This window comes from Larkinella sp. (assembly GCF_965227735.1).
GTDB lineage: Bacteria > Bacteroidota > Bacteroidia > Cytophagales > Spirosomataceae > Larkinella.
Window position 1 is genome coordinate 2,947,417 of sequence record NZ_OZ245776.1, and the last position, 23,156, is coordinate 2,970,572.

At 53.1% G+C, this 23,156-nt stretch carries 17 protein-coding genes; 8 read left to right on the forward strand and 9 right to left on the reverse strand.

The genetic code is table 11. From position 1 onward, the window contains the following. Positions 1 to 9: 9 nt before the first annotated feature. From ACO064_RS11305 to ACO064_RS11320, 4 genes are all read left to right on the forward strand, one after another. Positions 10 to 1,311 (forward strand): NarK family nitrate/nitrite MFS transporter, encoded by a 1,302-nt coding sequence (locus tag ACO064_RS11305; protein ID WP_421827472.1) that lies wholly within the window; start codon positions 10 to 12, stop codon positions 1,309 to 1,311. A 221-nt stretch (positions 1,312 to 1,532) separates the two neighbouring features. Continuing rightward, complete coding sequence (locus ACO064_RS11310) at positions 1,533 to 5,165, forward strand: molybdopterin-dependent oxidoreductase (RefSeq protein WP_421827473.1); 3,633 nt, start codon at positions 1,533 to 1,535, stop codon at positions 5,163 to 5,165. A 76-nt stretch (positions 5,166 to 5,241) separates the two neighbouring features. Then, entirely contained in the window at positions 5,242 to 6,723 is a 1,482-nt protein-coding gene (locus tag ACO064_RS11315) for a rubredoxin (protein WP_421827474.1), read from the forward strand. Further along, on the forward strand, positions 6,720 to 7,196 hold the full coding sequence (locus ACO064_RS11320; RefSeq protein ID WP_421827475.1) for a nitrate reductase associated protein: 477 nt from the start codon (positions 6,720 to 6,722) through the stop codon (positions 7,194 to 7,196). The genes ACO064_RS11315 and ACO064_RS11320 overlap by 4 nt, the downstream gene beginning before the upstream one ends. 28 nt (positions 7,197 to 7,224) lie before the next feature. On the opposite strand, the gene ACO064_RS11325 is transcribed toward ACO064_RS11320, so the two are convergent. Continuing rightward, positions 7,225 to 7,755 (reverse strand): hypothetical protein, encoded by a 531-nt coding sequence (locus ACO064_RS11325; protein ID WP_421827476.1) that lies wholly within the window; start codon positions 7,753 to 7,755, stop codon positions 7,225 to 7,227. Positions 7,756 to 8,079: 324 nt separating this feature from the next. Between ACO064_RS11325 and ACO064_RS11330 the strand changes: the two genes are divergently transcribed. After that, positions 8,080 to 8,523 (forward strand): SRPBCC domain-containing protein, encoded by a 444-nt coding sequence (locus tag ACO064_RS11330; RefSeq protein ID WP_421827477.1) that lies wholly within the window; start codon positions 8,080 to 8,082, stop codon positions 8,521 to 8,523. Here the strand turns inward: ACO064_RS11330 and tnpA are convergent, their stop codons facing one another. Beyond that, complete coding sequence (tnpA, locus tag ACO064_RS11335) at positions 8,524 to 8,976, reverse strand: IS200/IS605 family transposase (RefSeq protein WP_421827478.1); 453 nt, start codon at positions 8,974 to 8,976, stop codon at positions 8,524 to 8,526. Positions 8,977 to 9,233: 257 nt separating this feature from the next. Between tnpA and ACO064_RS11340 the strand changes: the two genes are divergently transcribed. Next, positions 9,234 to 9,383 carry a hypothetical protein gene (locus ACO064_RS11340; RefSeq protein WP_421827479.1) on the forward strand — a complete coding sequence of 50 codons (150 nt, stop codon included), beginning with the start codon at positions 9,234 to 9,236 and terminating at the stop codon, positions 9,381 to 9,383. Positions 9,384 to 9,682: 299 nt separating this feature from the next. Here the strand turns inward: ACO064_RS11340 and ACO064_RS11345 are convergent, their stop codons facing one another. After that, on the reverse strand, positions 9,683 to 10,138 hold the full coding sequence (locus tag ACO064_RS11345; protein ID WP_114406920.1) for a cold-shock protein: 456 nt from the start codon (positions 10,136 to 10,138) through the stop codon (positions 9,683 to 9,685). Positions 10,139 to 10,497: 359 nt separating this feature from the next. Between ACO064_RS11345 and ACO064_RS11350 the strand changes: the two genes are divergently transcribed. Continuing rightward, entirely contained in the window at positions 10,498 to 13,221 is a 2,724-nt protein-coding gene (locus ACO064_RS11350) for a substrate-binding domain-containing protein (protein WP_421827480.1), read from the forward strand. Positions 13,222 to 13,239: 18 nt separating this feature from the next. On the opposite strand, the gene ACO064_RS11355 is transcribed toward ACO064_RS11350, so the two are convergent. From ACO064_RS11355 to ACO064_RS11380, 6 genes are all read right to left on the reverse strand, one after another. Continuing rightward, positions 13,240 to 13,656, reverse strand: coding sequence for a LytR/AlgR family response regulator transcription factor (locus ACO064_RS11355; RefSeq protein ID WP_421827481.1), 417 nt, complete (start codon positions 13,654 to 13,656; stop codon positions 13,240 to 13,242). Positions 13,657 to 13,794: 138 nt separating this feature from the next. Continuing rightward, positions 13,795 to 14,106 (reverse strand): hypothetical protein, encoded by a 312-nt coding sequence (locus ACO064_RS11360; protein ID WP_421827482.1) that lies wholly within the window; start codon positions 14,104 to 14,106, stop codon positions 13,795 to 13,797. A gap of 151 nt (positions 14,107 to 14,257) precedes the next feature. After that, a complete protein-coding gene (locus tag ACO064_RS11365) occupies positions 14,258 to 18,286 on the reverse strand; it encodes a hybrid sensor histidine kinase/response regulator transcription factor (protein ID WP_421827483.1) in 4,029 nt (1,342 codons plus the stop codon). An 839-nt stretch (positions 18,287 to 19,125) separates the two neighbouring features. Beyond that, positions 19,126 to 20,469, reverse strand: coding sequence for a Gfo/Idh/MocA family protein (locus tag ACO064_RS11370; protein ID WP_421827484.1), 1,344 nt, complete (start codon positions 20,467 to 20,469; stop codon positions 19,126 to 19,128). A gap of 160 nt (positions 20,470 to 20,629) precedes the next feature. Then, complete coding sequence (locus ACO064_RS11375) at positions 20,630 to 21,094, reverse strand: RES family NAD+ phosphorylase (protein WP_421827485.1); 465 nt, start codon at positions 21,092 to 21,094, stop codon at positions 20,630 to 20,632. A gap of 2 nt (positions 21,095 to 21,096) precedes the next feature. Then, positions 21,097 to 21,531, reverse strand: a complete 435-nt coding sequence (locus ACO064_RS11380) for an antitoxin Xre/MbcA/ParS toxin-binding domain-containing protein (RefSeq protein WP_421827486.1) — start codon at positions 21,529 to 21,531, stop codon at positions 21,097 to 21,099. 286 nt (positions 21,532 to 21,817) lie between these two features. Here ACO064_RS11380 and ACO064_RS11385 point away from each other — a divergent pair, with 286 nt between their 5' ends. Next, complete coding sequence (locus tag ACO064_RS11385; protein ID WP_421827487.1) at positions 21,818 to 23,143, forward strand: sugar porter family MFS transporter; 1,326 nt, start codon at positions 21,818 to 21,820, stop codon at positions 23,141 to 23,143. The last annotated feature ends 13 nt before the right edge of the window (positions 23,144 to 23,156 follow it).

Genomic DNA, 23,156 nt, shown 5'->3' on the forward strand with positions numbered 1-23,156 from the left:
AAAAAAGCCATGAACGCACACGCAAATAAGCCGCTGGAATCGCTTCCTATCTTCAGTTTCTCAGGCATTCAGATGAAGACTTTTCACATCACCTGGATGACGTTTTTTGTCTGCTTTTTCGGCTGGTTCGGTCTGGCACCGCTGATGCCCGCCATCCGCGCCGACCTGGGACTGACCAAGCCCGAAGTGGGTAACACGATCATTGCCGCCGTGTCGGCCACCATCTTCGCCCGGCTGGTTGTCGGTAAGTTGTGCGACACCTGGGGACCGCGTAAAACCTACACGGCTTTACTCGTGCTGGGCGCGTTTCCGGTCATGTTCGTCGGACTGGCCCACGACTACACCACGTTCCTGCTCTTCCGTCTGGCAATTGGCGTCATCGGTGCGTCGTTTGTCATCACGCAGTTTCACACGTCGGTCATGTTTGCTCCCAAAATCAAGGGAACGGCCAATGCCGTGGCCGGGGGTTGGGGGAACCTGGGTGGAGGCATCACGCAACTCGCCATGCCGGTGATTATGGCGACGATTATCGGTTTTGGCTACACCAAGCCCGAAGCCTGGCGGCTGGCGATGATTTTCCCGGGCGTCCTGATGCTCATCATGGCGTTTGTTTATTTCCGCTACACGAAAGACACACCGAACGGCAACTACGACGAGATTCAACGCACAACCGTTAAAGGCGAGAAAATAAGCTTCTGGAAAGCCTGCGCCGACATCCGCGTCTGGGCTTTATCGCTGGCGTATGCCTGCTGCTTCGGGATGGAAATCACCTTCGACGGTGTGGCGTCGCTCTACTTTTTCGACAATTTCGACATGAAAGAAACCGAAGCCGGTTTCTGGGCCATGCTGTTCGGGTTCATGAACATTTTTGCCCGCGCCCTCGGCGGAATCGTCGCCGACAAAGTGGGAAATCAATACGGTATGCGCGGTAAAGGGCTGTTACTAGCCGGTTTGCTGCTGATGGAAGGCGTCGGCATTGCGCTTTTCGCCCAATCAGGCAGCCTGTCGATGGCCATTATTTCGATGATTAGCTTCGCGCTGTTTCTGAAAATGGCCAATGGCAGCACGTATGCCATCGTGCCGTTCGTCAATCCAAAAGCCGTCGGGGTTATTTCGGGGGTGGTCGGTGCCGGTGGGAACATTGGCGGTATGCTGATGGGCTTCCTGTTTAAATCGCAATCCATCAGCTACGGACAGGCCTTTCTCTACATTGGTGGCATTGTCGCAGCGACCGGACTCCTGCTGTTCCTGGTCAACTTCGGCAAAACCGCCGTCGTAAAAACCGCCGAAACTGAATTGCAAACCGCTTGAGTGAAGAATTAAGAGTTTGGTTGGCGCATTCTAACCTCACGGGCGTCACCGTCTTAACTCTAGGACTTACATCTGATAAATCTGTTTGTCTTTAAAATGCCCCTAAATCCCGAACGTCGGCCCGGCCTAAAGGGGACTTTCAAAATCCGGATTAAGTGGTATCCAAGTCCCCTTTAGGCCGGGCCGACGTTCGGGATTTAGGGGCGAAAACTAAAAAAACCATGTCTCATCAAACTACCTGTTGCTACTGTGGTGTTGGCTGTGGAATCGTGGTCAAACAGGAGCAGAACGGACGGCTGACGGTTGAAGGGGATAAAAACCATCCTTCCAACCGCGGCATGCTGTGTTCGAAAGGGATGAATCTGCACTATACAGTAATGGATCAGTCGGATCGGTTGCTGTATCCGCAGATGCGGCTCAACCGGTCGATGCCGCTGCAACGGGTGGGCTGGGATGCCGCGCTGGAACGGACCGCTGCGGTTTTTAAGACCTTCATTCAAAAATACGGGCCGGATTCGGTGGCGTTTTATGTGTCAGGCCAATGTCTGACGGAAGAATATTACCTGGTCAACAAGCTGATCAAAGGCTTTATTGGCTCCAACAACATCGATACCAATTCCCGCCTGTGCATGAGTTCGGCGGTGGTGGGCTACAAACTGTCACTCGGGGAAGATTCCGTACCGGTTTGCTACGACGACATCGAGGAAGCCGACGTGTTTCTGGTGCAGGGGGCCAATCCGGCCTGGTGTCACCCCATTCTCTGGCGACGGATCGAAGCACACAAAGCGGCCAATCCGCACGTCAAAATCATCTGCGTCGATCCCCGAAAAACCGATACCGCCCGATCGTCGGATCTGCATTTGCCCCTTCGCCCCGGCACCGACATTGTGCTGAACAACGCGATGGGCCGGGTGCTGATCGAGAATGGAGACATCGACATTGACTTTATCACCAATCACGCCGACGGATTTGCCGCCTACCGCGATCAGGTGATGCAGCGCACGATTGAGGAAGCCGCCGACCTGTGCGGGATTTCGCCCGAAGGCATTCGGCAGGCGGCCGACTGGATTGGCCGCTCGAAAGGCTTTCTGTCGCTCTGGACAATGGGTCTGAACCAGTCGGTGATTGGCGTGAACAAAAACCTGTCGCTCATCAATTTACACCTGATTACGGGTCGGATTGGCAAACCGGGTAACGGGCCTTTTTCGCTGACAGGACAACCCAACGCGATGGGGGGCCGCGAAACCGGTGGTCTGGCCAACAGCCTCCCCGCCCACCGCGACGTGCTGAACGCAGCCCACCGCGCCGAGGTGGAAGCATTCTGGAAAAGTCCGGTCAACATTGCGCCCAAACCCGGTCTGACGGCTACGGAAATGTTCGAAGCGCTGGCGGATGACCGGTTGAAAGCCATCTGGATCATCAATACGAATCCGCTGGTGAGTATGCCGGATGTGAATGCGGCTGAACTGGCGTTGAAAAAAGCCCGGTTTGTGGTCGTGCAGGATGTTTCGAACCGCGCGGATACCGTTGGTTTTGCCGATGTCGTGCTGCCCGCTGCCGCCTGGCTCGAAAAAGACGGCACGATGACCAATGCCGAACGGCGGATTGCGTACCTCCCCAAAGTCATCGACGCCCCCGGCGAAGCCCTGCCGGATTCGGAAATTCTCTGGCGGTTTGCGCAGAAAATGGGCTTTGGCGAGTCGTTTAATTATGCGAATTGCTCGGAAGTCTATGACGAATACACCCAACTTACGGCCGGAACGAACGTCGATGTGACGGGCGTGAATTATGAGTTGCTGAAAAAATACCGGACGATTCAGTGGCCGTTTTCGGCGGAACAAAGGAAAAAAGGAGAAGGAATATCGAATATTGAATTTCGAATAACAAATAACGAAGGCGGAAAACCGTATACCGAAAACCGTATACCGGAAACTGTAAACCCTAAACCGACCCCCGGCACCAAACGGCTCTTTACCGATCACCGGTTTTATACCGCCAATGGTCGGGCGCAGATTCATGCGGTTCCTGACGAAAACGCATCGGAACCCACGGATGAGGATTTTCCGCTGGTGCTGACCACGGGGCGCATTCGCGATCAGTGGCATACGATGACCAAAACCGGTCGGGTGGCCAAACTCAATCAGCACAGTCCGCAACCATTTCTGCAAATCCACCCTGACGATGCCAAAGCGCGGGGCATTCAGGACGGTCAGTTGGTCGAAGTGCGGGGTCGGCGGGGTGAGGTGCGCGTCAAAGCCCAGCTCACCGAGGATGTGCGGCCCGGTTTGTGTTTTTTACCGATGCACTGGGGCAAAATGCCGGTCGGCGGTCCGAGCAAAAGCAACCTGAACCGCGCCAACAACCTGACGAATGCCCTCATCGATCCCCGTTCGAAAGAACCCGATTTCAAGTTTTCGGCGGTCGAGGTTGCTCCCTACTGCAAACCGGTTGAAAAAATCGTCATCATTGGGGCTGGCTCGGCGGGGTTGGGCTTTATCAATGCCTACCGAACTTTAAATACGGACGATGAGATTCACGTCTTTTCCAAAGAAATTTATCCGTTCTACAACCGGGTCCTGCTACCCGATTACATCAGCGGGGCGCAGTCGTGGGAGCAACTCGTCAAGTTGCGCGAAGACCAGTTCGAAGATGCTAACATCATTGTTCACAAGGGCGTTAGCATCATCCACATCGACCGGAAAGCCAAAGTGCTGATCGACAGCAACGGCGTGGAACACACCTACGACAAACTGCTGCTCGGCACGGGAAGCCGGGCGTTTATGCCCCGGGGCGTTCCGTCCTTACCGGGCATTTTCAACATGCGGTCGCGGCTCGATGCCGATTCGCTGCTGCCTTTCCTGAAGCAACCGGAAGACGGAGCCGAACCGCACACCGTAATTGTGGGGGGCGGTTTGTTGGGCCTGGAACTGGCGGCTTCGCTGCGTCAGATCAACGTGCGGGTGACGGTGATTCAGCGGGCGGGGCGGTTTATGGAACGCCAGATTGACCCGCTGGCGAGTGAGCTGCTGTATCTGGAACTGAAAGAACGGGGCATCGATGTATTTTTCAACGAGGAAGTCCAGACGTTTGCCGGAACCACCAAAGTGGAAGGCATTCAGTTAAAATCGGGTCATAAAATACCGTGCCAGGTCGTAGTGATCGCCATCGGTACGGAGCCGAATAGCGAACTGGCGCGGGAAGCCGGACTCGACTGCAACCGGGGCGTGGTGGTGAATGATTACCTGCAAACGTCGGACCCGGACATTTTTGCCGCGGGCGAACTGGCGCAGTGGAACGGTCAGATGTGGGGCATCACGCTGGCCGCCGAGCAGCAGGCCGAAATTGCCGCCGGTTTTATCGCCGGGGACGTTTCCAAACCGTATCGGGGCAGTGTTTCGATCAGTATCCTGAAAATGGAAGGACTGCATTTATGCAGCATCGGAATGGCCGAAACTCCTCCGAATGATTCCAGTTACGAAGAAATCGTTTTCATCGACAAGTCGAAACGGTATTATAAAAAATGCATCGTTCAGGGCGACAAGCTCGTGGGCGCCATTCTGATTGGAGACAAGAACGAATTTGCGGAGTTCCGCGACCTGATTGCCAAGGGAACGGAACTGTCGGAAAAACGCCTGCAACTGTTGCGGGCCAGCAAAGCCGTCGATCCGATGGAGGGCAAACTGGTGTGTTCCTGCAACAGCGTCGGTCAGGGCAATCTGGAGCGCGCCATTCAGGCGGGTTGCACCGACTTCCAGCAGTTGTGCCAGAAAACCGGCGCCGGAACCGGCTGCGGTTCGTGTCGCCCGGAAGTGCGAAGTATACTGGAAAAAATGAGTGAATTAGTGATTGAGTGATTGAGTGGCTCACGCGACATTTTCACTCAATCGCTCAATCATTAACTCACTCAATCACTAATCATTCATCATTAAAATGAGAGATTATTACACCCTCAAAGTCAACCTTCCCGCCGGGATCAGTTCGCCCGGGACGTTGCAAAATCTGTTGTCGCTGGCCCGGAGTGCCAACGTTCGGAACGTTCGTTTTGGTGCCCGGCAGCAATTGCTCATGACGGTGCATTACGAAGACCTGCGTGCGTTGGAAAAAGAACTGAAAAAACACCCGATTCCCTACGAAATCAATACGGATCAGTACCCCAATATCATCAGTTCCTACTGTGGGGAAGACGTATTTCGGACGGGCGCGTGGCTGCGGGAAGGTGAATATCATACGGTGCTGGATCAGTTTGATGAGCAGCCCCGTTTAAAAATAAACCTGTCAGATTCCAACCAGAGTTTTACGCCCTTTTTTACGGGAAATCTCAATTTTATTGCTTCGCCCGAGCCCCATTTCTGGTATCTGTACATTCGCCCGAAGCAGAGTAACACGGTTTTTCGCTGGCCGGAACTCGTCTATACCAACGATCTGGGTCGCCTGGCCAAAGCCGTTGAAACGGCTCTGCTGGACGGCGAACCGGACTACCGGGATGCCGAAACACTGCATAAAACCGTCACGAGTCAGGCGAGCTTCATTACCCAACCGGCGACGCAGGAGGTTGAACTGCCGGAGTTTTCACTACCCTATTACGAAGGGTTCAACCGCTACGGTGAGCGGTCATGGCTCGGATTGTACCGCCGGGATGAGCAGTTTTCCATCGATTTTCTGCTGGATCTTTGTGCCCTGTGCCTCAAAACCCGCATCGGCGAAATCTGCGTAACGCCCTGGAAATCGTTAATTATCAAAGGAATCGAAGAGAAAGACCGGAGAGCGTGGTCGTATGTGCTGGCCAAACACAACATCAACGTGCGCCATGCCGCCAACGAACTGGCGTGGCAAACGGAAGACCACAGCGACGACGGTCTGCAACTGAAAAACTACGTCATCCGGTATTTTTCAACCTACGACATGCGGACGTTTGGGTTGTGTTTTGGCGTACAAACCCGCCCAAAATCCGAAGTCTTCGGCTCCGTGCTGGTGCGCAAACGCCCCCTGCTCCGGATCGGTCACCTGGCGCTTTTCAGCGTGTATGATCTGTATTACACCGAGAATTTTAACCCGAACAGCCGGACATATATCCGGTTCGAGAAAGGGTTGTTAAAACCGTTTTTGCCGTACCAGATCGACCGCTTGTGCCGGAAATTCAGCAACCGCCGTTCGCTCGAAACGGGCAAAGCTGTCCGTCTGGAACCGGAAAATTCCGAACCGGCTCCCGCTCCGGCCCATCTGTTGTACCAGTGTCCGCATTGCTTTACGGTGTATGATCCGCAGTACGGTGACGAACGGCGCGGCATTCCGGCGGGCGTGTCATTCAGCCAGTTACCCAGTGACTACACCTGTTCTACCTGCGATGCTCCCAAAACCGAGTTACAGGAAGTTCAGCTCGAATTAACCAACCCAACTCCCACTTTCCGATGAAACCACAGGCTGTTGAAATCGTGTATTTTGCTTTTGAGAACGACTTTGTCGACACGTTTCGTTGCATTCCGATGATTGTCCGCTACAAACTCGACACGTGCAGCATCAAGCTGAAGCTACCGGAATGGGTAAAACTGCGGGTCGATGAAAAACGCGAACTGGCGATCCGTCCGTGTTATACCGAATCAGAAATCGAGCAATACCGCCAGTATCTGATTCATCGGGTGGCCGAGCGTTGCCAGAAAACCGTCAGCGAACTGCCGCCGTTGGAAGCGACCTGGGATAGTCTGGGCGAGGTTCCCGACGAAGTGCAGGAAAAAGCCCTGGAATTCAACTGTGCGCCCCTGACCCTCCGGCAGTGGATTCGGCTGGATGTGCTCCAGCGGTTTGCGCTGATCAAGCTCTGTCGTTCGGGTCACGAAGGAAAAAACTTCCCCCGCGCTTTGCGAGAATTTGGGATTACTACGGCTTAAAACCGGTCATTGCTGCCGATGGGACTGCTTATTTCGTAAACATGGGCAGCGGATTCAGCGGATGTCCGAAGAAATTCTTCGCTATTTTTTTGGTGAGAAACCAGTGAAACCCCCGATTGGGCAATCGCTCCCGGTTTTTCCGAATCTGGTGCGGGTCGGACCCAAACGTCAACAGGCCCAGCGACACATCGATCCAATCCGCTTTCCGGAAGTTTTCGACGGTTTTCTCGAAGTTACCGCGATATGGACTGATTTTGTGGTGCCAGTAAATCATCAACGTAATTTCTTCGATCCACTCTGGTTTGCCGGTTTCGGTCAGGTAGTGCCGGGCCTGTGCCACGGAAGGGTCTAAATAATCAATGGTGTGATTGGTCCAGATGCCGATGTCGTGAAAGACGACGGCTAGGGCGTATTTTTCTTCGTTGGTTGGGTCGCGATCCAGCAAAAGGCAATTCAGAAAAACCCGGTAGACGTGGTTGCGGTATCGGTCATAATCTGCACCAATGACAGGTTTGAAGGGTTGCAGCAAGGCTTCGATGGCGGGATGGGGGGCGTTCATAAATCGGTGGGCAGGTTACGCTTTAAACAGAAGTGTTTTCTACAGAGCAAAGCACGCAAAAAACTTTGAAACACCCGAAAACTACTTTGTAAAAAGAACCTTCCAAAGCCCTTGTACAGTAAGAAAAACGGTTCTAATGGGTACTTTTTTAGCCCATCCACAATCCCCGGATGGCCCGAACCGATTTGTTTGTTCCGATTCTCTCTTTTTAATTTCCAGTCGGCCAACGGGTCGGAATCAACCCCTCAACTTGTCGTTTTCGCCCCTCCTGATTCCGAAAAAAAACCGTCACCTTTGTTCCATACCAAACCCCTATTCAACACCATGGAAAAGCTGGAATATACCATTTTAATCGAGGCTCCGCGGGAAACTGTGTGGAATATTCTCTGGAACGATGCGACCTATCCAGTTTGGACGGCGGTTTTCAGTGAGGGCTCACGCGTGGAAACGGATTGGAAAGAAGGGAGTAAAGTGTTGTTCCTGGGTGGAGAACACGAGGGAATGATTTCTTCGATTGCCGCCAACCGACCCAACGAATTGATGTCGTTCAAACACCTGGGCGTTATCAAAAACGGGGTTGAAGACTACGACAGTGAAGCCACCAGATCATGGGCGGGTGCCCACGAAAATTATACGCTCAAAACCGTCGGTGAACAAACCGAACTAACGGTGGACCTGGACGTTACGGAGCAGGACAAAGTTTACTTTCTGAAGACCTGGCCAACCGCCCTGGACACAGTGAAAGCACTGGCGGAGAAAGGCGCGTAATCAATCCCACACATACCGCTCGTCATAGGCCATGCCGTATTTCTGAAAAATTCCCCGGCATTCATCCTGAAACGTGATGCTGCCGTGGTGCTGGTATTGATTGCTAATGTACCGCACCACGGCATCGACCTGCGACGGATTCACCGAGAACGCGCCATACCCGTCCTGCCAATAAAAATTCCGATAGGTGTGACCTTTTGTTTTCATCCATTTGGACGAGCTTTTCTTCACTTCTTCCAGCAATTTCATGAGGGCGATCTTCTTCGACAGAACGCACAGAATATGCACATGGTCGTAGTAACCGCCAATTTTTACGGGATTACATTCCCATTGTTTGCAAACACCGCCCAGATAAGCATACAATTCGTCTTTCACTTCATCGCCGATGATTGGCGCACGGTATTTGGTGCTGAAGACCAAGTGGACATAGACCTTGGTTAAAGATTGTGGCATGGTGTACCTGATTTAATGGTTTGCCCGATTAAATCATTAGACGATAACCCCTGCAAAAAGTAATGCCCTGAACCCGATTTGGGTTCAGGGTGATTGTTCATCACCTGCTACAAACCTATTCTAATTCCATGTTCGCGACGGTTCCATGTTCGGGGCGATGGCGTGTTCGGAATGATCCCATGTTCGGGGCGATGGCGTGTTCGGATGATGCCATGTTCGGGGCGATGGCGTGTTCGGGATGATCCCATGTCGGGGCGATGGCGTGTTCGGATGATCCCATGTTCGGGGCGATGGCGTGTTCGGATGATGCCATGTTCGGGGCGATGGCGTGTTCGGATGATCCCATGTTCGGGATGATGGTGTGTTCGCATGATGCCATGTTCGGGGCGATGGCGTATTCGGGATGATGCCATGTTCGGGGCGATGGTGCGGATGATGCCACAGGGCGTTGCCCCGTGCTAGTGATGATGCCCTTTCAGGGCGGGAGGTGGAATTTTCGCTGCATCGCGCCCTGAAAGGGCATCATTACTAGCATAGGGCATCGCCCTATGCTATGGCCATGGCATGGCACCGGCATGACATCGACACGACACCGGCATCGGCACCGCACCAACCCCGTGATGAAAACCCACCAAAAAACAAAACCCGACACTCAGGCCGGGTTTCTGCTAATCGAAGATTTTCAACGTGCTGCTCTCAAACCGGCTCAAACGGCCTTCTTCACATCACGGGCGTTGGGACCTTTGGCGGTCATTTCCACTTCAAACGTTACCTTGTCGCCGTCTTTCACCGCGTCGACCAAACCGCTGATGTGCACAAAAACGCTATCCTGCGTTTCCTGATCCTTGATAAAACCGTAGCCTTTCGACTCGTTAAAAAACGTGACCGTACCTTTTCTGATAACTTCCTGCGGGACACCCGGCTCTTGTCTGGAAACCCCAATCTGTATATCTTCCGTATTGATAGTTTTCTTCTTCCGAAGATCCGGGGGCGACGACGAGATATTACCGTTTTCATCGACATACGCCATCATTTCGTCCAGACCTTTTCCTTTATCCGAATTGGCTTTCCGCTCTTCCTTCTTTTCCGCCTTTTCCTTATTCTTCTTTTGCCGGTTCTTTTCTTTTTCCTTTTTATTAAACGTCTCTTGAGTTCTACCCATAATGTGGTGGTTGTTTTAGTGGAAAATGAGTTCTATCAGCCAGTATACGGCTTTCCCGTCTATCCGGAGGCTTTTTCGATGGGAGAAGATCTGGGATCTGGCAGGGAAGCGGCTTTCTGGCAGGCAAGGTACTATATTTTTAATTCGCTTCCCGGCAAATAAGTTCATTATCTCCCGCATTGCCTTCAAAAGAAAAGCTTAGTTACCTTTTTAGCCGCTTTTACGGATTTTTTTCCGAATACAACGAATCTGTCAAGGCCCCAACGTCCCTGAAAACCGGGCCGACGCCGAGTTTGATTTCACACAGAATACTCCTACTTTTGATTAGGCTGGACAAATAGCATTAATAACAGAAAAAGATGAAATATAGTCTCTTCTTGTTTTTCATCTTCTTTTTGGGGAGTTCCTGTTCAAAACCCCAGAGCAAAAAAATTACCATTGGCTTTTCACAATGCACCGGCGCCGACCAATGGCGGCAAACCATGCTCAGCGACATGCAACGGGCGCTGTCGTTTCATCCCGATTACACCCTGCTCTATGAAGATGCGGGCAATAGCACCGACAAACAGATCGCTCAAATTCAATCACTTACCAGCCGTGGAATCGACTTACTGATTATTTCACCCAACGAAACCGCGCCCATTACCAAAGCCGTCGATGCGGTTTTTAAGAAAAGCATCCCGGTTATTGTCCTTGACCGGCGGATCGATTCCGAATCCTACAACGCCTACATCGGGGGCGACAATTTCGAAATTGGGCGGCTGGCCGGTGCGTTCATCGGGAATCACCTCAAGGGAAAAGGTGCCGTGATCGAGGTGAAAGGGCTGGCCGGTTCGTCGCCCGCTCAGGAACGACACCGCGGTTTGCAGCAACAACTCGCCCGGTTTCCGGGAATCCGCGTGGTGGCCGAACTGGACGGCGAATGGGAACGCGACACTGCCCGCCACCGGGCCGAGGCCAACCTCCCAGCCCTTCAAAAAGCCGACCTGGTTTTCGCCCACAACGACGTCATGGCCCTTGGCGTCTACGAAGTCTGCAAACAACACGGCCTGACGAACCAGATTGAGTTTGTCGGCATCGACGCCCTGCCTGGTCCACAGGGCGGCATGCAACTCGTGACCGACGGGCTTCTGAAAGCGTCGTTTCTGTATCCGACCGGCGGGGAGGAAGCCATCGAAACCGCCGTGCAGGTGCTGGCCGGCAAAGCCGTCCGGCGCGAAACGACCCTGAATTCGATCCAGATCGACGCGTCCAACGTCCGGGCCATCAAAGCCCAGAGCGACAAACTCCTCAGCCAGCAGCAGGATATTGAAAAGCAAAGCCAGCGAATCGACGAATTGAAACAGACGTATCTGACCCAGCGCAACACGCTGTATGTCACCCTGGCCAGTTTGTTTGTGGTCATTCTGCTCGGGGCCTGGGCGTTATATCTGGTTCGGCAAAAACAGGCCGCTTACCAGATACTGGCGAAACAGAACGTTGAAATAAGCGAACAGAAAGACCGCATCGAAGCCGTATCGGCCCAGGCCCGGCTGGCAACGGAGGAAAAACTGCGGTTCTATTCGTACATCTCCCACGAGTTCAACACGCCCCTCAACCTGATTCTGACCCCCGCCGAAGACCTGCTGGCAAAAAAAACCGTCAACCCCTACGAACTCAAAACGAATTTATCCCTCATCCGAAAAAACGCCTACCGCCTGTTGCGGCTGGTCGATCAAATGCTGGATCTGCGAAAAACCGACGCCGGCAAACTGCTTTTGCAGGCCGGCGAACAGGATCTGGTGGCGTTTATCCGGGACATTACGAGTGATTTTCGCCGAAGAGCCGAGAAAAACCACATTGACCTGCAATTCATTCCCGCGCAATCGATGCTCATGGTGTGGTTCGACCGCGAAAAACTGGATAAAGTCCTGTTCAATCTGCTGTCCAATGCGTTCAAATATACCTCGAAAGGCGGACTTATTCACGTTCGGGTCGATCTGTGCGACAACCGGGCGCGGATTCAGGTGCAGGACAACGGGGCGGGCATGAACGCCGAAGAACAGGCCCACGCCTTTGATTTGTTCTATACGGCTCCCAAACATTTTAACCTCGGCAACGGCGTCGGACTGGCCCTTTCGCGGGAATTTGTTCACCTGCATTACGGCGAAATCGACGTCCACTCGGAGAAAGACCAGGGGACGACCTTCACCATTTTGCTGCCACTGGGCAATGCGCACCTGGACCCGACCCAACAGGAAGAAATCCCCGGTACCCGTACGTTGCCCCTGTTGCTGGACGATGACGAAGGAACGCGGACGCCCGCCAGCCCTGTAGCTCCGGTGTCCCGAAAAACCGGTACGCTGGTGCTCATCGAAGACCACGACGAATTGCGGCAGTACCTGACCACCCGGCTCAGTGAAGAATTTGAGGTTGTGGCCGAAACAACCGCCGAAAAAGGCTGGGAGACCGTTCTGGAAACCGTACCCGACCTGATTATCAGCGACGTTATGCTGCCGGGCATGGACGGTTTGCAACTGACCCAGCGTATCAAGAGTGACTTCCGAACGTCGACCATCCCGGTTATTCTGCTTACCGCCAAGGGCCAGATGGAAAACCGCATTGAGGGCACCCGCGCCGGAGCCGACGCCTACATCGCCAAACCCTTTCTGATTACGTATTTGCTCGAAACGATCCGGACGGCGTTGAACAACCGGGAAAAATGGCAGAAACGATACATGGGTGATTACCTGACGAAAACCGAAAACCGCCAGGAGAAAAAGTTCCTGAACGAACTCACCGCCCTCATCGAGCAGAATCTGGCCGATCCGTCGTTTGGCGTCGAGCAACTGAGCCGCGAAATGGGCGTTTCGCGCGTCCAGCTCTACCGGAAAGTACAGGCCATGCTTGACAAAAATGTCAATGAGTATTTTACCGAAATCCGCCTGAAAAAAGCCAAAGTGCTGCTGGTGGAGACCAACAAAGCGATGTCGGAAATCGCCGGAGAAACCGGCTTTAGCTCACCCGCCTACTTCACAACATTCTTTAAGCAACACACCAAACAGACCCCTTCCGAATACCGAAAATCGCCGGTTGGGGTTTGAGGCTGCCCGGAAGTGGTATTAGTGATCTGTTTTCAGCCGGGTATAAAGCTGCCGGATGGCCAGCCACCGCCGACGCGAGATGGGTAGCGCCACGCCCGACCGCAAATGAATCAATCCCCCTTTGTCAGGATAAATCCTTTCCATGCGCTCAATGTAGCGGATGTTGACAATGCAGTTGTGGTGTGGGCGAACAAACAGTGCATCGGGCAATTGAGGCTCGTAGTATTTTAAGGTCCGGGGCAGCAGCAGTCGCTGTCCATTTCTCCAGTGCAACCAGCAGTAGTTGCCGGTGGCCTGCAGAAACATCAAATCCGCTACGGGAAGGCTGATCGGTCCCGTTTTCCGACAGTGCATCGTGAGCATGCTTTCGGATGAATTAAAGGTCAAATCGGCTGATTGACAGGTCGTGTTGCCAGCGTAAAAAGGTTGGGGCATATGCACGTGAATAAGTGGTCGGTTCGTCTCTGCAAAAGAGCCCCGATTCCCCCTTTTTCAGTTAACGCATTTCGGACATCCTTTTCCTCATTTCGGACATTCTCCTCTTTTTAGCCCCATTCTCCCATAAAAAGCACTTCAAGCCGTTTTGAGTGTCTTCAAAAACGCACCCGGCACAACCCTTTCAGCCATATCCGACGCCCCGCGGGGCGGAGACGAATCCACCGGCTTTCCTCTTTTTTCGTGGGAAGGAATTCCCATATACACATCACACACGAGACCGTGGTCTGCCGGACAAACCGCCTTGTGATTCATCGTTTGAACGATTGCCAACAGGATAATCGGGCCACAAAGCAGACCCCAAACAAGCAGACCCAAGCCTGAAACCGTCGACGTCAGCATCGTTCGACAGGCTTGAAAAAAGCGAAAAAAACCGGCGTTGTTTTGCATAGCACGACCGAAAAGTGGTGAAAAAATGAACGCGTTTTTCTACCACAAAGCTGACTTTCGACGGCCAATTTCTGTTAACGCAAATCCGACATTCTTTTGCTCATTTTCGCCAAATGACATGCTTGGAGAAATGCCAACAAAGCAGACCCATTCAGATCTGTGCATAGCCGGAAGGCAACACGCCGTATTTATCCTGAAACACCCGGGTGAAATACGAGAGACTTTCGAAGCCCACCTGATAGGCCACTTCCGATACGGTATTGTTCCCCTGACGGAGCAGCTCAGCCGCATGATCCAGGCGCTGGTTCCGGATAAACTCCACGGCGGTTTGGTCGGTCAGGGCTTTCAGTTTGCGCACCAGTTGCCGCTGGCTCAGGTTCAGTTCTTCGCTGAGCTGCTCCACACTGAAATTACTTTCGGCCAGGTGTTGCCCGATGATTGCTTTCGCTTTTAGCAAAAACGCTTCTTCCTTCGATTTGGTCGGCTCATCGACCGGCAGGGTCACATTTCCCCTTCCACTAAAATAGGTTCGTAACCGGCTTTGATTCTGCAATAAATTCCGCACTCTGACCACAATTTCGGCCTGGTTGAAGGGCTTGGTCAGATAAGCATCAGCCCCGATTTCAAAGCCTTCGATGCGGTCTTCGACGGTGGCGCGGGCCGTGAGCATCACCACCGGAATGTGGCTGGTGGCTTCCTGGGTTTTCAACGCCCGGCAAAAACCAAATCCGTCGAGCCGGGGCATCATCAAGTCGCAAATGACGAGATTCGGCAACAGGGCCGTGGCTTTTTCCAGCCCTTCCTGCCCGTCGGTGGCTTCGACAATCTGGTAGTCGTTTTCAAAAATACTCCGCACATACAACCGGATGTCGGCGTTATCATCGATGATGAGCAGAATATTTTCCGGACGGGCCGGTTGCAAAACCGGGTTAGCCGGTGTCTGAATCCGGGGCACAGCGATACCGGCTTCCAGCGCTTTCCGAACCAGAGGCAAGGTCACAATAAATGTCGTGCCAATGCCTTCGGTGCTGGTGGCGGTGATAGTCCCGTTCAGTACGCGGACCAGTTCGCTGACCAGCGCCAGACCGATGCCGGTTCCTTCGTAGGTTCGGATGGACGGGCGATCGACCTGATAAAACCGCTCGAAGATGCGCCCCAGATGCCCCGGAGCAATCCCGATACCGCTGTCCTCAACCGTGACCGTTACTTCCTCTTTTCCGGACTGACCTGAATAGTTCACCGCCATGCGCACTACCTGCCCGGACGGCGTAAACTTAAAGGCGTTCGAGAGCAGGTTAGTCACAATTTTTTCGAGTTTATCCTGGTCAAAATCCGCCCAGAAAGTCGACTCGTTTTGGACGAAACTAAACGCCAGCTTCTGACTCTCCGCCAGTGACCTGAACGAACTGGCCAGCATCCGAAAAAAAGCAGCCATGTCGCCGGTGCGCAGTTCGGGGCTGAGTTGCCCCGCTTCAATTTTGCTCAGGTCGAGCAACTGGTTGATCAGGCTGAGCAGCCGGGTGGCGTTTCGTTGAATGAGCGGAAACCGGATGTCTTGGGCATATTCCTGAACCAGTTGTTCGATGGGTCCGAGGATCAACGTCAGGGGCGTCCGGAATTCGTGGGAAATATTCGTAAAAAGCCGGGTTTTGAGCGCGTCCAGTTCGGCCAGTCGACTGGCTTCTTTCTGTTCAAAAATAACCTGTTGCTGAAGGACCAATCGCTGAATCTGAAACCGGTACAACTGCCATCCGATCAGGGCCAGCACCAGCAGATAAAGGGAATAGGCCCACCAGGTGCGGTAGAACGGCGGATGAATCCGAATCTGGAGTTCGACGGGTTTGCTCCACACCTCGCCGTCGGCCGACCCCATCATTTCAAACCGGTAGCTGCCGTCGGGCAGGTGGGCGTAATTGGCGAAGCGGTTGGTGCCAGCTTCCACCCAGTCACGGTCGATGCCTGTCAGCCGGTAGCGGTAGCGGTTTTTACCGGAATTGATATAATCCATCACCCCGAATTCGAGCGTAACCAGATTCTCATCATACGACAGTTCGAGCGTTGGTGTTTGTTCGATGGCCTGCGACAGAATGCCTCCGGGGCTTCCCACCTCAACCGTTTCGTTGTTGATTTTCAACCCGATGATGTTCACCAGCGGTTTGTCCGGACTCGTCGCGCCGATTTCTGCCGTCCGGAACGTGGTCAATCCATTGATGCCCCCGAAGAGGAGTTCGCCGGATGCGGTTTTAAAGTACGAACTGGTATTGAATTCATCATCCTGCAAGCCGTCGGCCTTGGTATAGCTGCGAAACTGGTAGGTTTTCGGATTGAACTGGGCTAATCCCCGGTTGGTGCTCAGCCAGAGATTTTTGGAGCCATCGGTCAGAATACCGTACACCACTTTGTTGGGCAAGCCCCGGACTTCGGTGAAGTGCACGAACAAACCGGTTTGTTTATCCAGCCGCTCCAGCCCCCCGCCCTTCGTTCCAACCCAGAGGTACCGATCCGGTTCGTTGGGATCGTCGATCAAACTCGATACGAAATCGTTACTCAGACTCTGCCGTTCGGTTTTGCTGTTTTTATAGATCGAAAAAACCGGTTTGGTCCGGGCGTTCATCACTTTGATGAGTCCTTTCTGCGTACCGATCCACAAGGTGCCGCTCCCATCAATATACAAGGCGTACGTCTCGATGTCGGAACCACTTTGGGGCATCAGGGACTGGTAGCTGAACACCTCGAACCGCTCGGTTTTCGGGTTAAACCGGAGCAAATTCCCATTGGTTGCACCAATCCAGAGATTACCGGCCTGGTCTTCAATGGTCTGGTTACCATAAAAACCGAAGGAGGTATTGGCCGGCAACGGGTATTTTTTGAGGAGTTGCCAGTCCGGTGAGAACTTGAACAGGTGTTTTTCGTGGGTTTCGAAATGGACATTGGAAATCCAGTAGGTACCCGCCCGGTCCTGCATCAGATACCGTTGCCGCCGGTCGGCTTCGGGCAGGCTTTGATCCAGAAACGGCAGGAGCCGGTTGTGGGTCCGGTCGAGTTCCCAATATGAAAATTCAAACCGCACATAGGTACGACCCTGCCGGTCGACATACAGATTGGAGAGGGTGGTATTGGGTAAATACGAATGAAATTGTTTGATTTTGGGGTTGAATTTTCGCAAGCCGTAGCCGCTGGTTCCAAACCAGAACGTTCCGGTTCGGTCTTTTAAAACACTCGTAATGCTGTAGACGTTGGGCGGAAAAGCCACAAAGGCCTTTTGGACAGTCAAACTGTCCTGCCGAAACAGCTCGGCGGGCGACATCAGCCACATATGGTCGGCGGTGGCGATGGCGATAGTCTGCGCATCCATCGCGTATAGCTGCACCCCGAAATACTTTTTTTTTGGCAGCGCAATGGTTTTCGATTGCCCTTTGAACCAGCCTTTGATGTGATCACTGGTCGAAGCAAACCGGAAACCCTGGCGGCTGTCTTCATACACCGAATGCAAATCCAGCACCTCATTCCCAAACAGACTCAGCTTGGTGGCTTGCGAAGGATTTCGCCAGTTGAATGAAAAAATGCCATAGGCTGCGCCCAGTAACCCCTGTCCGTCCGGTCGAAAATTGAAATAGAGGGATGACGCATTGATTTTCTTCTCCTTTATTGCAATGGGCTGAATCCGAACCTGTTGCGTCAGATTCGCCTGATCCGGCAACTGATTCCGGAGCGATGCCGGCAAACTGATTTTGAAGATCTTGTTGGTATAGGTTCCCACCCAAATGTTGCCTTCGGGGTCTTCGGCCAGGGTACGGACCTCGTAATTCCCCGCATTCGAGCTGGTCTGGTCGCTGATGTTAATGTGGTAAAACCGCTGCGTCCGGTCGTCGAACAAATTCAGCCCCTCGTTGAAGGTGCCCACCCAAAGCCGCTGGCGGCTGTCGATGAGCAAGGCCGAGCAATTATCACCCGAAAGGCTAAAATCGTTGTAAGGATCGTGCGTAAAAACCTTGAAGTTGTGGCCGTCGTAGCGGTTCAGACCGTCTTTGGTAGCCACCCAAATGAATCCTTTCCGGTCCTGCTCGATGTCGAAAATCATGCTCTGCGACAGGCCATCGGAGATCGTAATCTCCTGCCAGCCTTTCGGCTGGGCAGAAAGGGTCATCGGAAAAAGAATGAAAAAGATCAGGAAACGCATTCGAAACTGATTTTGTCAATATAAATACGCAAAACCGTGCCAAAGAGACTTTCTAACTACAAAGTTATGTCGAAACAAAGCTATTTTAGGAGTATAAATCAAGACATTATCGAAATCGCAGTGATTTTCCAACTAAGTTTTATCCCGTGCCTGACCTCCTCAGCATCCCCGCCGGGATGATCTATTTTGGTTTTCCCGGTGGTATCCGATCCTACAAAATGGCCCATCCCGACGGGATTGGTGTTGGTTTTCCTGTAACATCCGATCCCTACAAAATGGATCATCCCTACGGGATTGGTTTACATTTCCCTGTAGGCCGATTCTACAAAATGGCCCATCCCGACGGGATTGGTTTACATTTCCCTGTAGGGCCGATTCTACAAAATGGATCATTCCTACGGGATTGGTTTACATTCCCCTGTAGGGTCGATTTTACAAAATAGATCATCCCTACGGGATTGTTTTGGATTTTCCTGAAGACCTGGTTGCACCATCCGTCCCATCGGGATGGTTCATTTTGTAGCAACCGTGTGCAATGATTAAGGGGATGAATCCCGTAGGGATGATCCATTTCGCACCTGCCTGATCGTCAATTGTTTTAGATTTTCCGGGGGTTGACCACCGACAAAAAACGCCCGGATGTGATCCGGTTTTACGAGACCATCGGTTTTGTCGATTCCCACGAAGGCATGAAATTACATTTGGCCTAAAATCGGGTGAATCAAACGGACAGAAGTCAATTGCTGAACATAAAAATACCGCGTTTCTGAATTGAGTTTATTACCTCAGTTCATCAAAACGCGGTATTTACCCTAAAATTCAACGGGTTAAAAAGACGATCAGATGGGTGGTTCCCAGCCTTTTTCATACTCCCGGCTCCACAGTTTCATGGCTTCCTTGTCGCGGATGTGACCGTTTTTCGAGTCGATATCCAGTGCCTTGTTGGTACGGAAGGAGATGTTGGCCAGGTGGCAAAGCAGCGTGCTTTTGGCACCATCGTCGATGGTCGAATTCTGTTTTTCTTTCCCGCGAATGGCGTTGAAGAAGTTCACGACATGACGGGTCGACATGTCACCGCCACCGCCCAGCGCCGTTCCGGCTTCCGACCCTTTCGATTTGCTGTCTTTCACCATCTTGCCCTCGCGGTTGTAAAGCCGGTAGCCGTCGCGGTCGACGTACACACTGCCGTTGCTGCCGTAAATGACGGTGCCCCGGTCGCTGCCGTAGGTTTTATACCCATTCCGGCTTTTGCCATCCCACTTGATGATTTTGTTGCCCGGAAACCGGAAGGTAGCGTCCATCGTGTCGTACATGGTCCAGCCGTCGTCCAGAAAATGCCGTTTGGCGGCTTCGACCGCTACGTGTTCCGGAAACTCCACCTGCAAGGCCCAGCGGGCTACGTCCAGTTCGTGCGTCGCGTTGTTGCCACTTTCGGCAGTTCCGTAGTGCCAGCCATACCAGTGCCAGTTATAATCCCAGGTGTCGTGCGTATACGGTCGACGCGGGGCCGGGCCCTGAAATAGATCCCAGTCCAGACCGGTCGGAACAGGTGCCGCCTTTGGCAGGGGCACTTCGCCCCGGTTGGCGGTATAAAACGCAACGGCTTTGAAGGGTGTGCCGATGGCGCCGTTGTGAATCTGGCTGATCACGTCAATCGACTCCAGCGCCGAGCGTTGCTGGTTGCCCATCTGAATGATTTTGCCGTATTTTTTCTGGATCTCAACCAGAATTTCACCTTCCCGGGGGTTTTGGCTACACGGTTTTTCGACGTAGACGTGTTTGCCCGCCAGAACGGCCAGCCAGGTGCCCGGTGCGTGCCAGTGGTCGGGCGTCGCGTTGATCAGCACGTCCACATTTTTGTCGGCAATCACCTTCCGGATGTCGTTTTCCAGCTTCGGTTTGTAGTCGATAAACTTCGAAAATTTCTGAAGCCCCGCTTCCCGCTGTTTTTGCATGACGTCACATAAATACACCAGTTCGACATTGCTGTCTTTTTTCGAAATGGGTTCGTAATACGCGCCCAGCCGCCGACCCAGCCCGGCAATGGCGACGTTCAGCCGCTCGTTGGCCCCGATCACTTTGGCGTAACTTTTGGGCGACAGGCCCGTCGCCATCCCGCCAAAAGTGATTCCGGCGGTGCTCAGGGCGGCTTTTTTAATAAAATCTCTTCGTGAATTTTCCATTGAAAACCGTTTGCTTATGAGTTGGCAGATGCTGACCGTTCGGGACAAAACCTACGGCAACCGTCCAGCGATCCCGCATACCATAGGAAGCAGACAAAGAGGGAAAAATACTGTCATCGGACGGGTTTTTCAGGAGTAGAAGCATTTTTCCCGCTGATCGTCAGTTAGACAACCGGGGATCGATCACCAGATCCGATTCTGCAATGATGCGAATGGCGGCAAACTGAGGGTGACTGGCGTGCAGGAGGTAGTTGATTCCGGCTGGCAATACCGACGAAGGTACGCCCAAAGCCAGCGTATCCGGTTTTGTCAGCCAATCCTGAAGGAGGTATTGGCTTCTGGCATACGTGTTTTCGTTCCAATACGGCAGCAACTCCTCCGGCTTTACCATGCGCTGGCTGTTCTCGGGAATTTCCAGCGTGAAGAGACGATAGGTCGGCAATTGTTCGTAAGGTACCTGCGGCATGTGAACCAGGATTTCGACCAGAGCCAGTGCAGGATGCTCGGCGGTGTAGAGTATTCCCACACCGGGAGGATTCCAGCGGCCGCCGTTCAGCCGGGTTCCTGCCACATCCAAAGGCCGGTCGGCGTATTTCTGGCGGACAACGCGATAGACCAACGCCATGCTTATCCGAAAATACCGTGATCGATTCGACCCAACACCCGATCCACCAGCGTATAGCCCGTAACCGTATCCAGGGTTTGCAGCGGAGTCTGGTTGTCCAGTTCCCGTAATGGTGTACGAAGCCACCCCAAAACCGTTGCCGTCCGCTGATCGAAGGTATCCAGCGCATGATACAGCAGATTTTCGAGCAGCAGCAACCGCTCGGAAGCATCCTGACTGATCCGCTGGTCGGTTTTCTGACGATGCAGGTAACTGGCGGATAAGCCCAAAGCCGCAGCGACCTCTTTATCGGTCAAGCCAACAAGCTGAGCCACCCGATCGGCTTCCGACCGCAGCACCCCCTGCCGACTGCGCGCAATAATCTCCTGCTCGGTAAACGAACGCGATGGTCCGGGTTGATTCCGAAAAGAACCCGGAGTTGAAGCGGCAGTAGCCATACGAGTGAACTTTTTCACTAAGATAACTATACAAGTTCACTTTGACAATTTTTCCATTTTCGGTTTCCTATTCCAACCGCTCCGGCATTTCCTGAATCAAAATCGAAAAAGCGTGTAACAAAATCGAAAAAGCATTTTAAAAATCAACCACAAACCCCTGTAAATCAACACTTTAAAATTAGTACTTAATTTGAAATAATTAGAACAATTCCCGCAAGTCCGCTCCGGTGGCTTTCGGTAGCTTTGGTTCATGATCGGCATTTAACCGGGATTTACCCTGTCAGACATGAGTCAAAAACAACGCATCTTCTTTTGGTCTATCACAGCCGCGCTGGGCGGTTTTCTCTTCGGATTCGACACCGCCGTGATCTCGGGCGTCGAACAATCGCTGCAATCGCTCTGGGGCCTGAGCGTGTGGGAACACGGGCTGACGGTTTCGATGGCCCTGATCGGAACCGTCATCGGAGCGATGTCGGGCGGGATTCCCGCCGACCGGTTGGGCCGTAAAAAGACGTTGTTCTGGATCGCCATTCTGTACCTCGTTTCATCCATCGGAACCGCATTAGCGCCCGAGTGGACCCTCTTTCTGGTGTTCCGGTTTCTGGGCGGTTTGGGGGTCGGTGCCTCGTCGGTAGCCGCGCCCATGTACATCACCGAAATTTCCCCGGCCAAATCCCGCGGACGGCTGGTCGCGCTGTTTCAGTTCAATGTCGTGCTGGGCATTCTGATTGCCTACCTCTCCAACTACCTGCTGGCGGGGATGGGTGCCGAATCGTGGCGCTGGATGCTCGGCGTTCAGGCGTTGCCCTCGCTGATTTTCCTGATTGCGGTTCTCAATATCCCGGAAAGTCCACGCTGGCTGTTGCTCAGGAAAGGCCGGGTTGAAGAAGCCCGCGACGTACTCATCATGATCGATCCGGCAACGGCGGGTCAAACGCTGCTGGCACTGGAACTGAGCGCGGCCCAGACCCAGACGAAAGCCCGCTTATTTTCGTCAACCTACAAAACACCGATCACGCTGGCGGTTTTGTTTGCGGTTTTCAATCAGGTTTCGGGCATCAACGCCATCATTTATTATGCCCCCCGCATTTTCGAAATGACGGGTTTGGGCAAGAGTTCGGCCCTGCTGTCATCCGCCGGTATTGGCTTGATCAATCTCATTTTCACGTTGATTTCCCTGAACCTGATCGACCGGTTTGGCCGCCGGACGCTGATGAAAATCGGCTCGGTTGGCCTGATCATTACGCTCGGGCTGGTTGCACGCGCTTTCTACGTACAGGACTTCAGCGGCATGACGGTTCCGTTTCTGCTCTTTGGGTACATCGCTTTCTTCGGTTTCTCGCAGGGTGCGGTGATCTGGGTGTTCATTTCCGAGATCTTCCCGAACGAAGTCCGCGCCAGCGGGCAGGCGCTGGGCAGCTTCACGCACTGGCTGATGGCGGCCATCATCACCTTCACGTTCCCGTATCTGGCCGAAAAACTCGGCGGAGGAAACACCTTCCTCTTTTTCACTGCCATGATGGTGCTGCAACTGCTTTTTGTCGTGCGGCTGATGCCCGAAACCAAAGGCACCAGCCTCGAGCAAATCGAAAAGACGTTCGTCGTCCATTAACACTACCCGAATC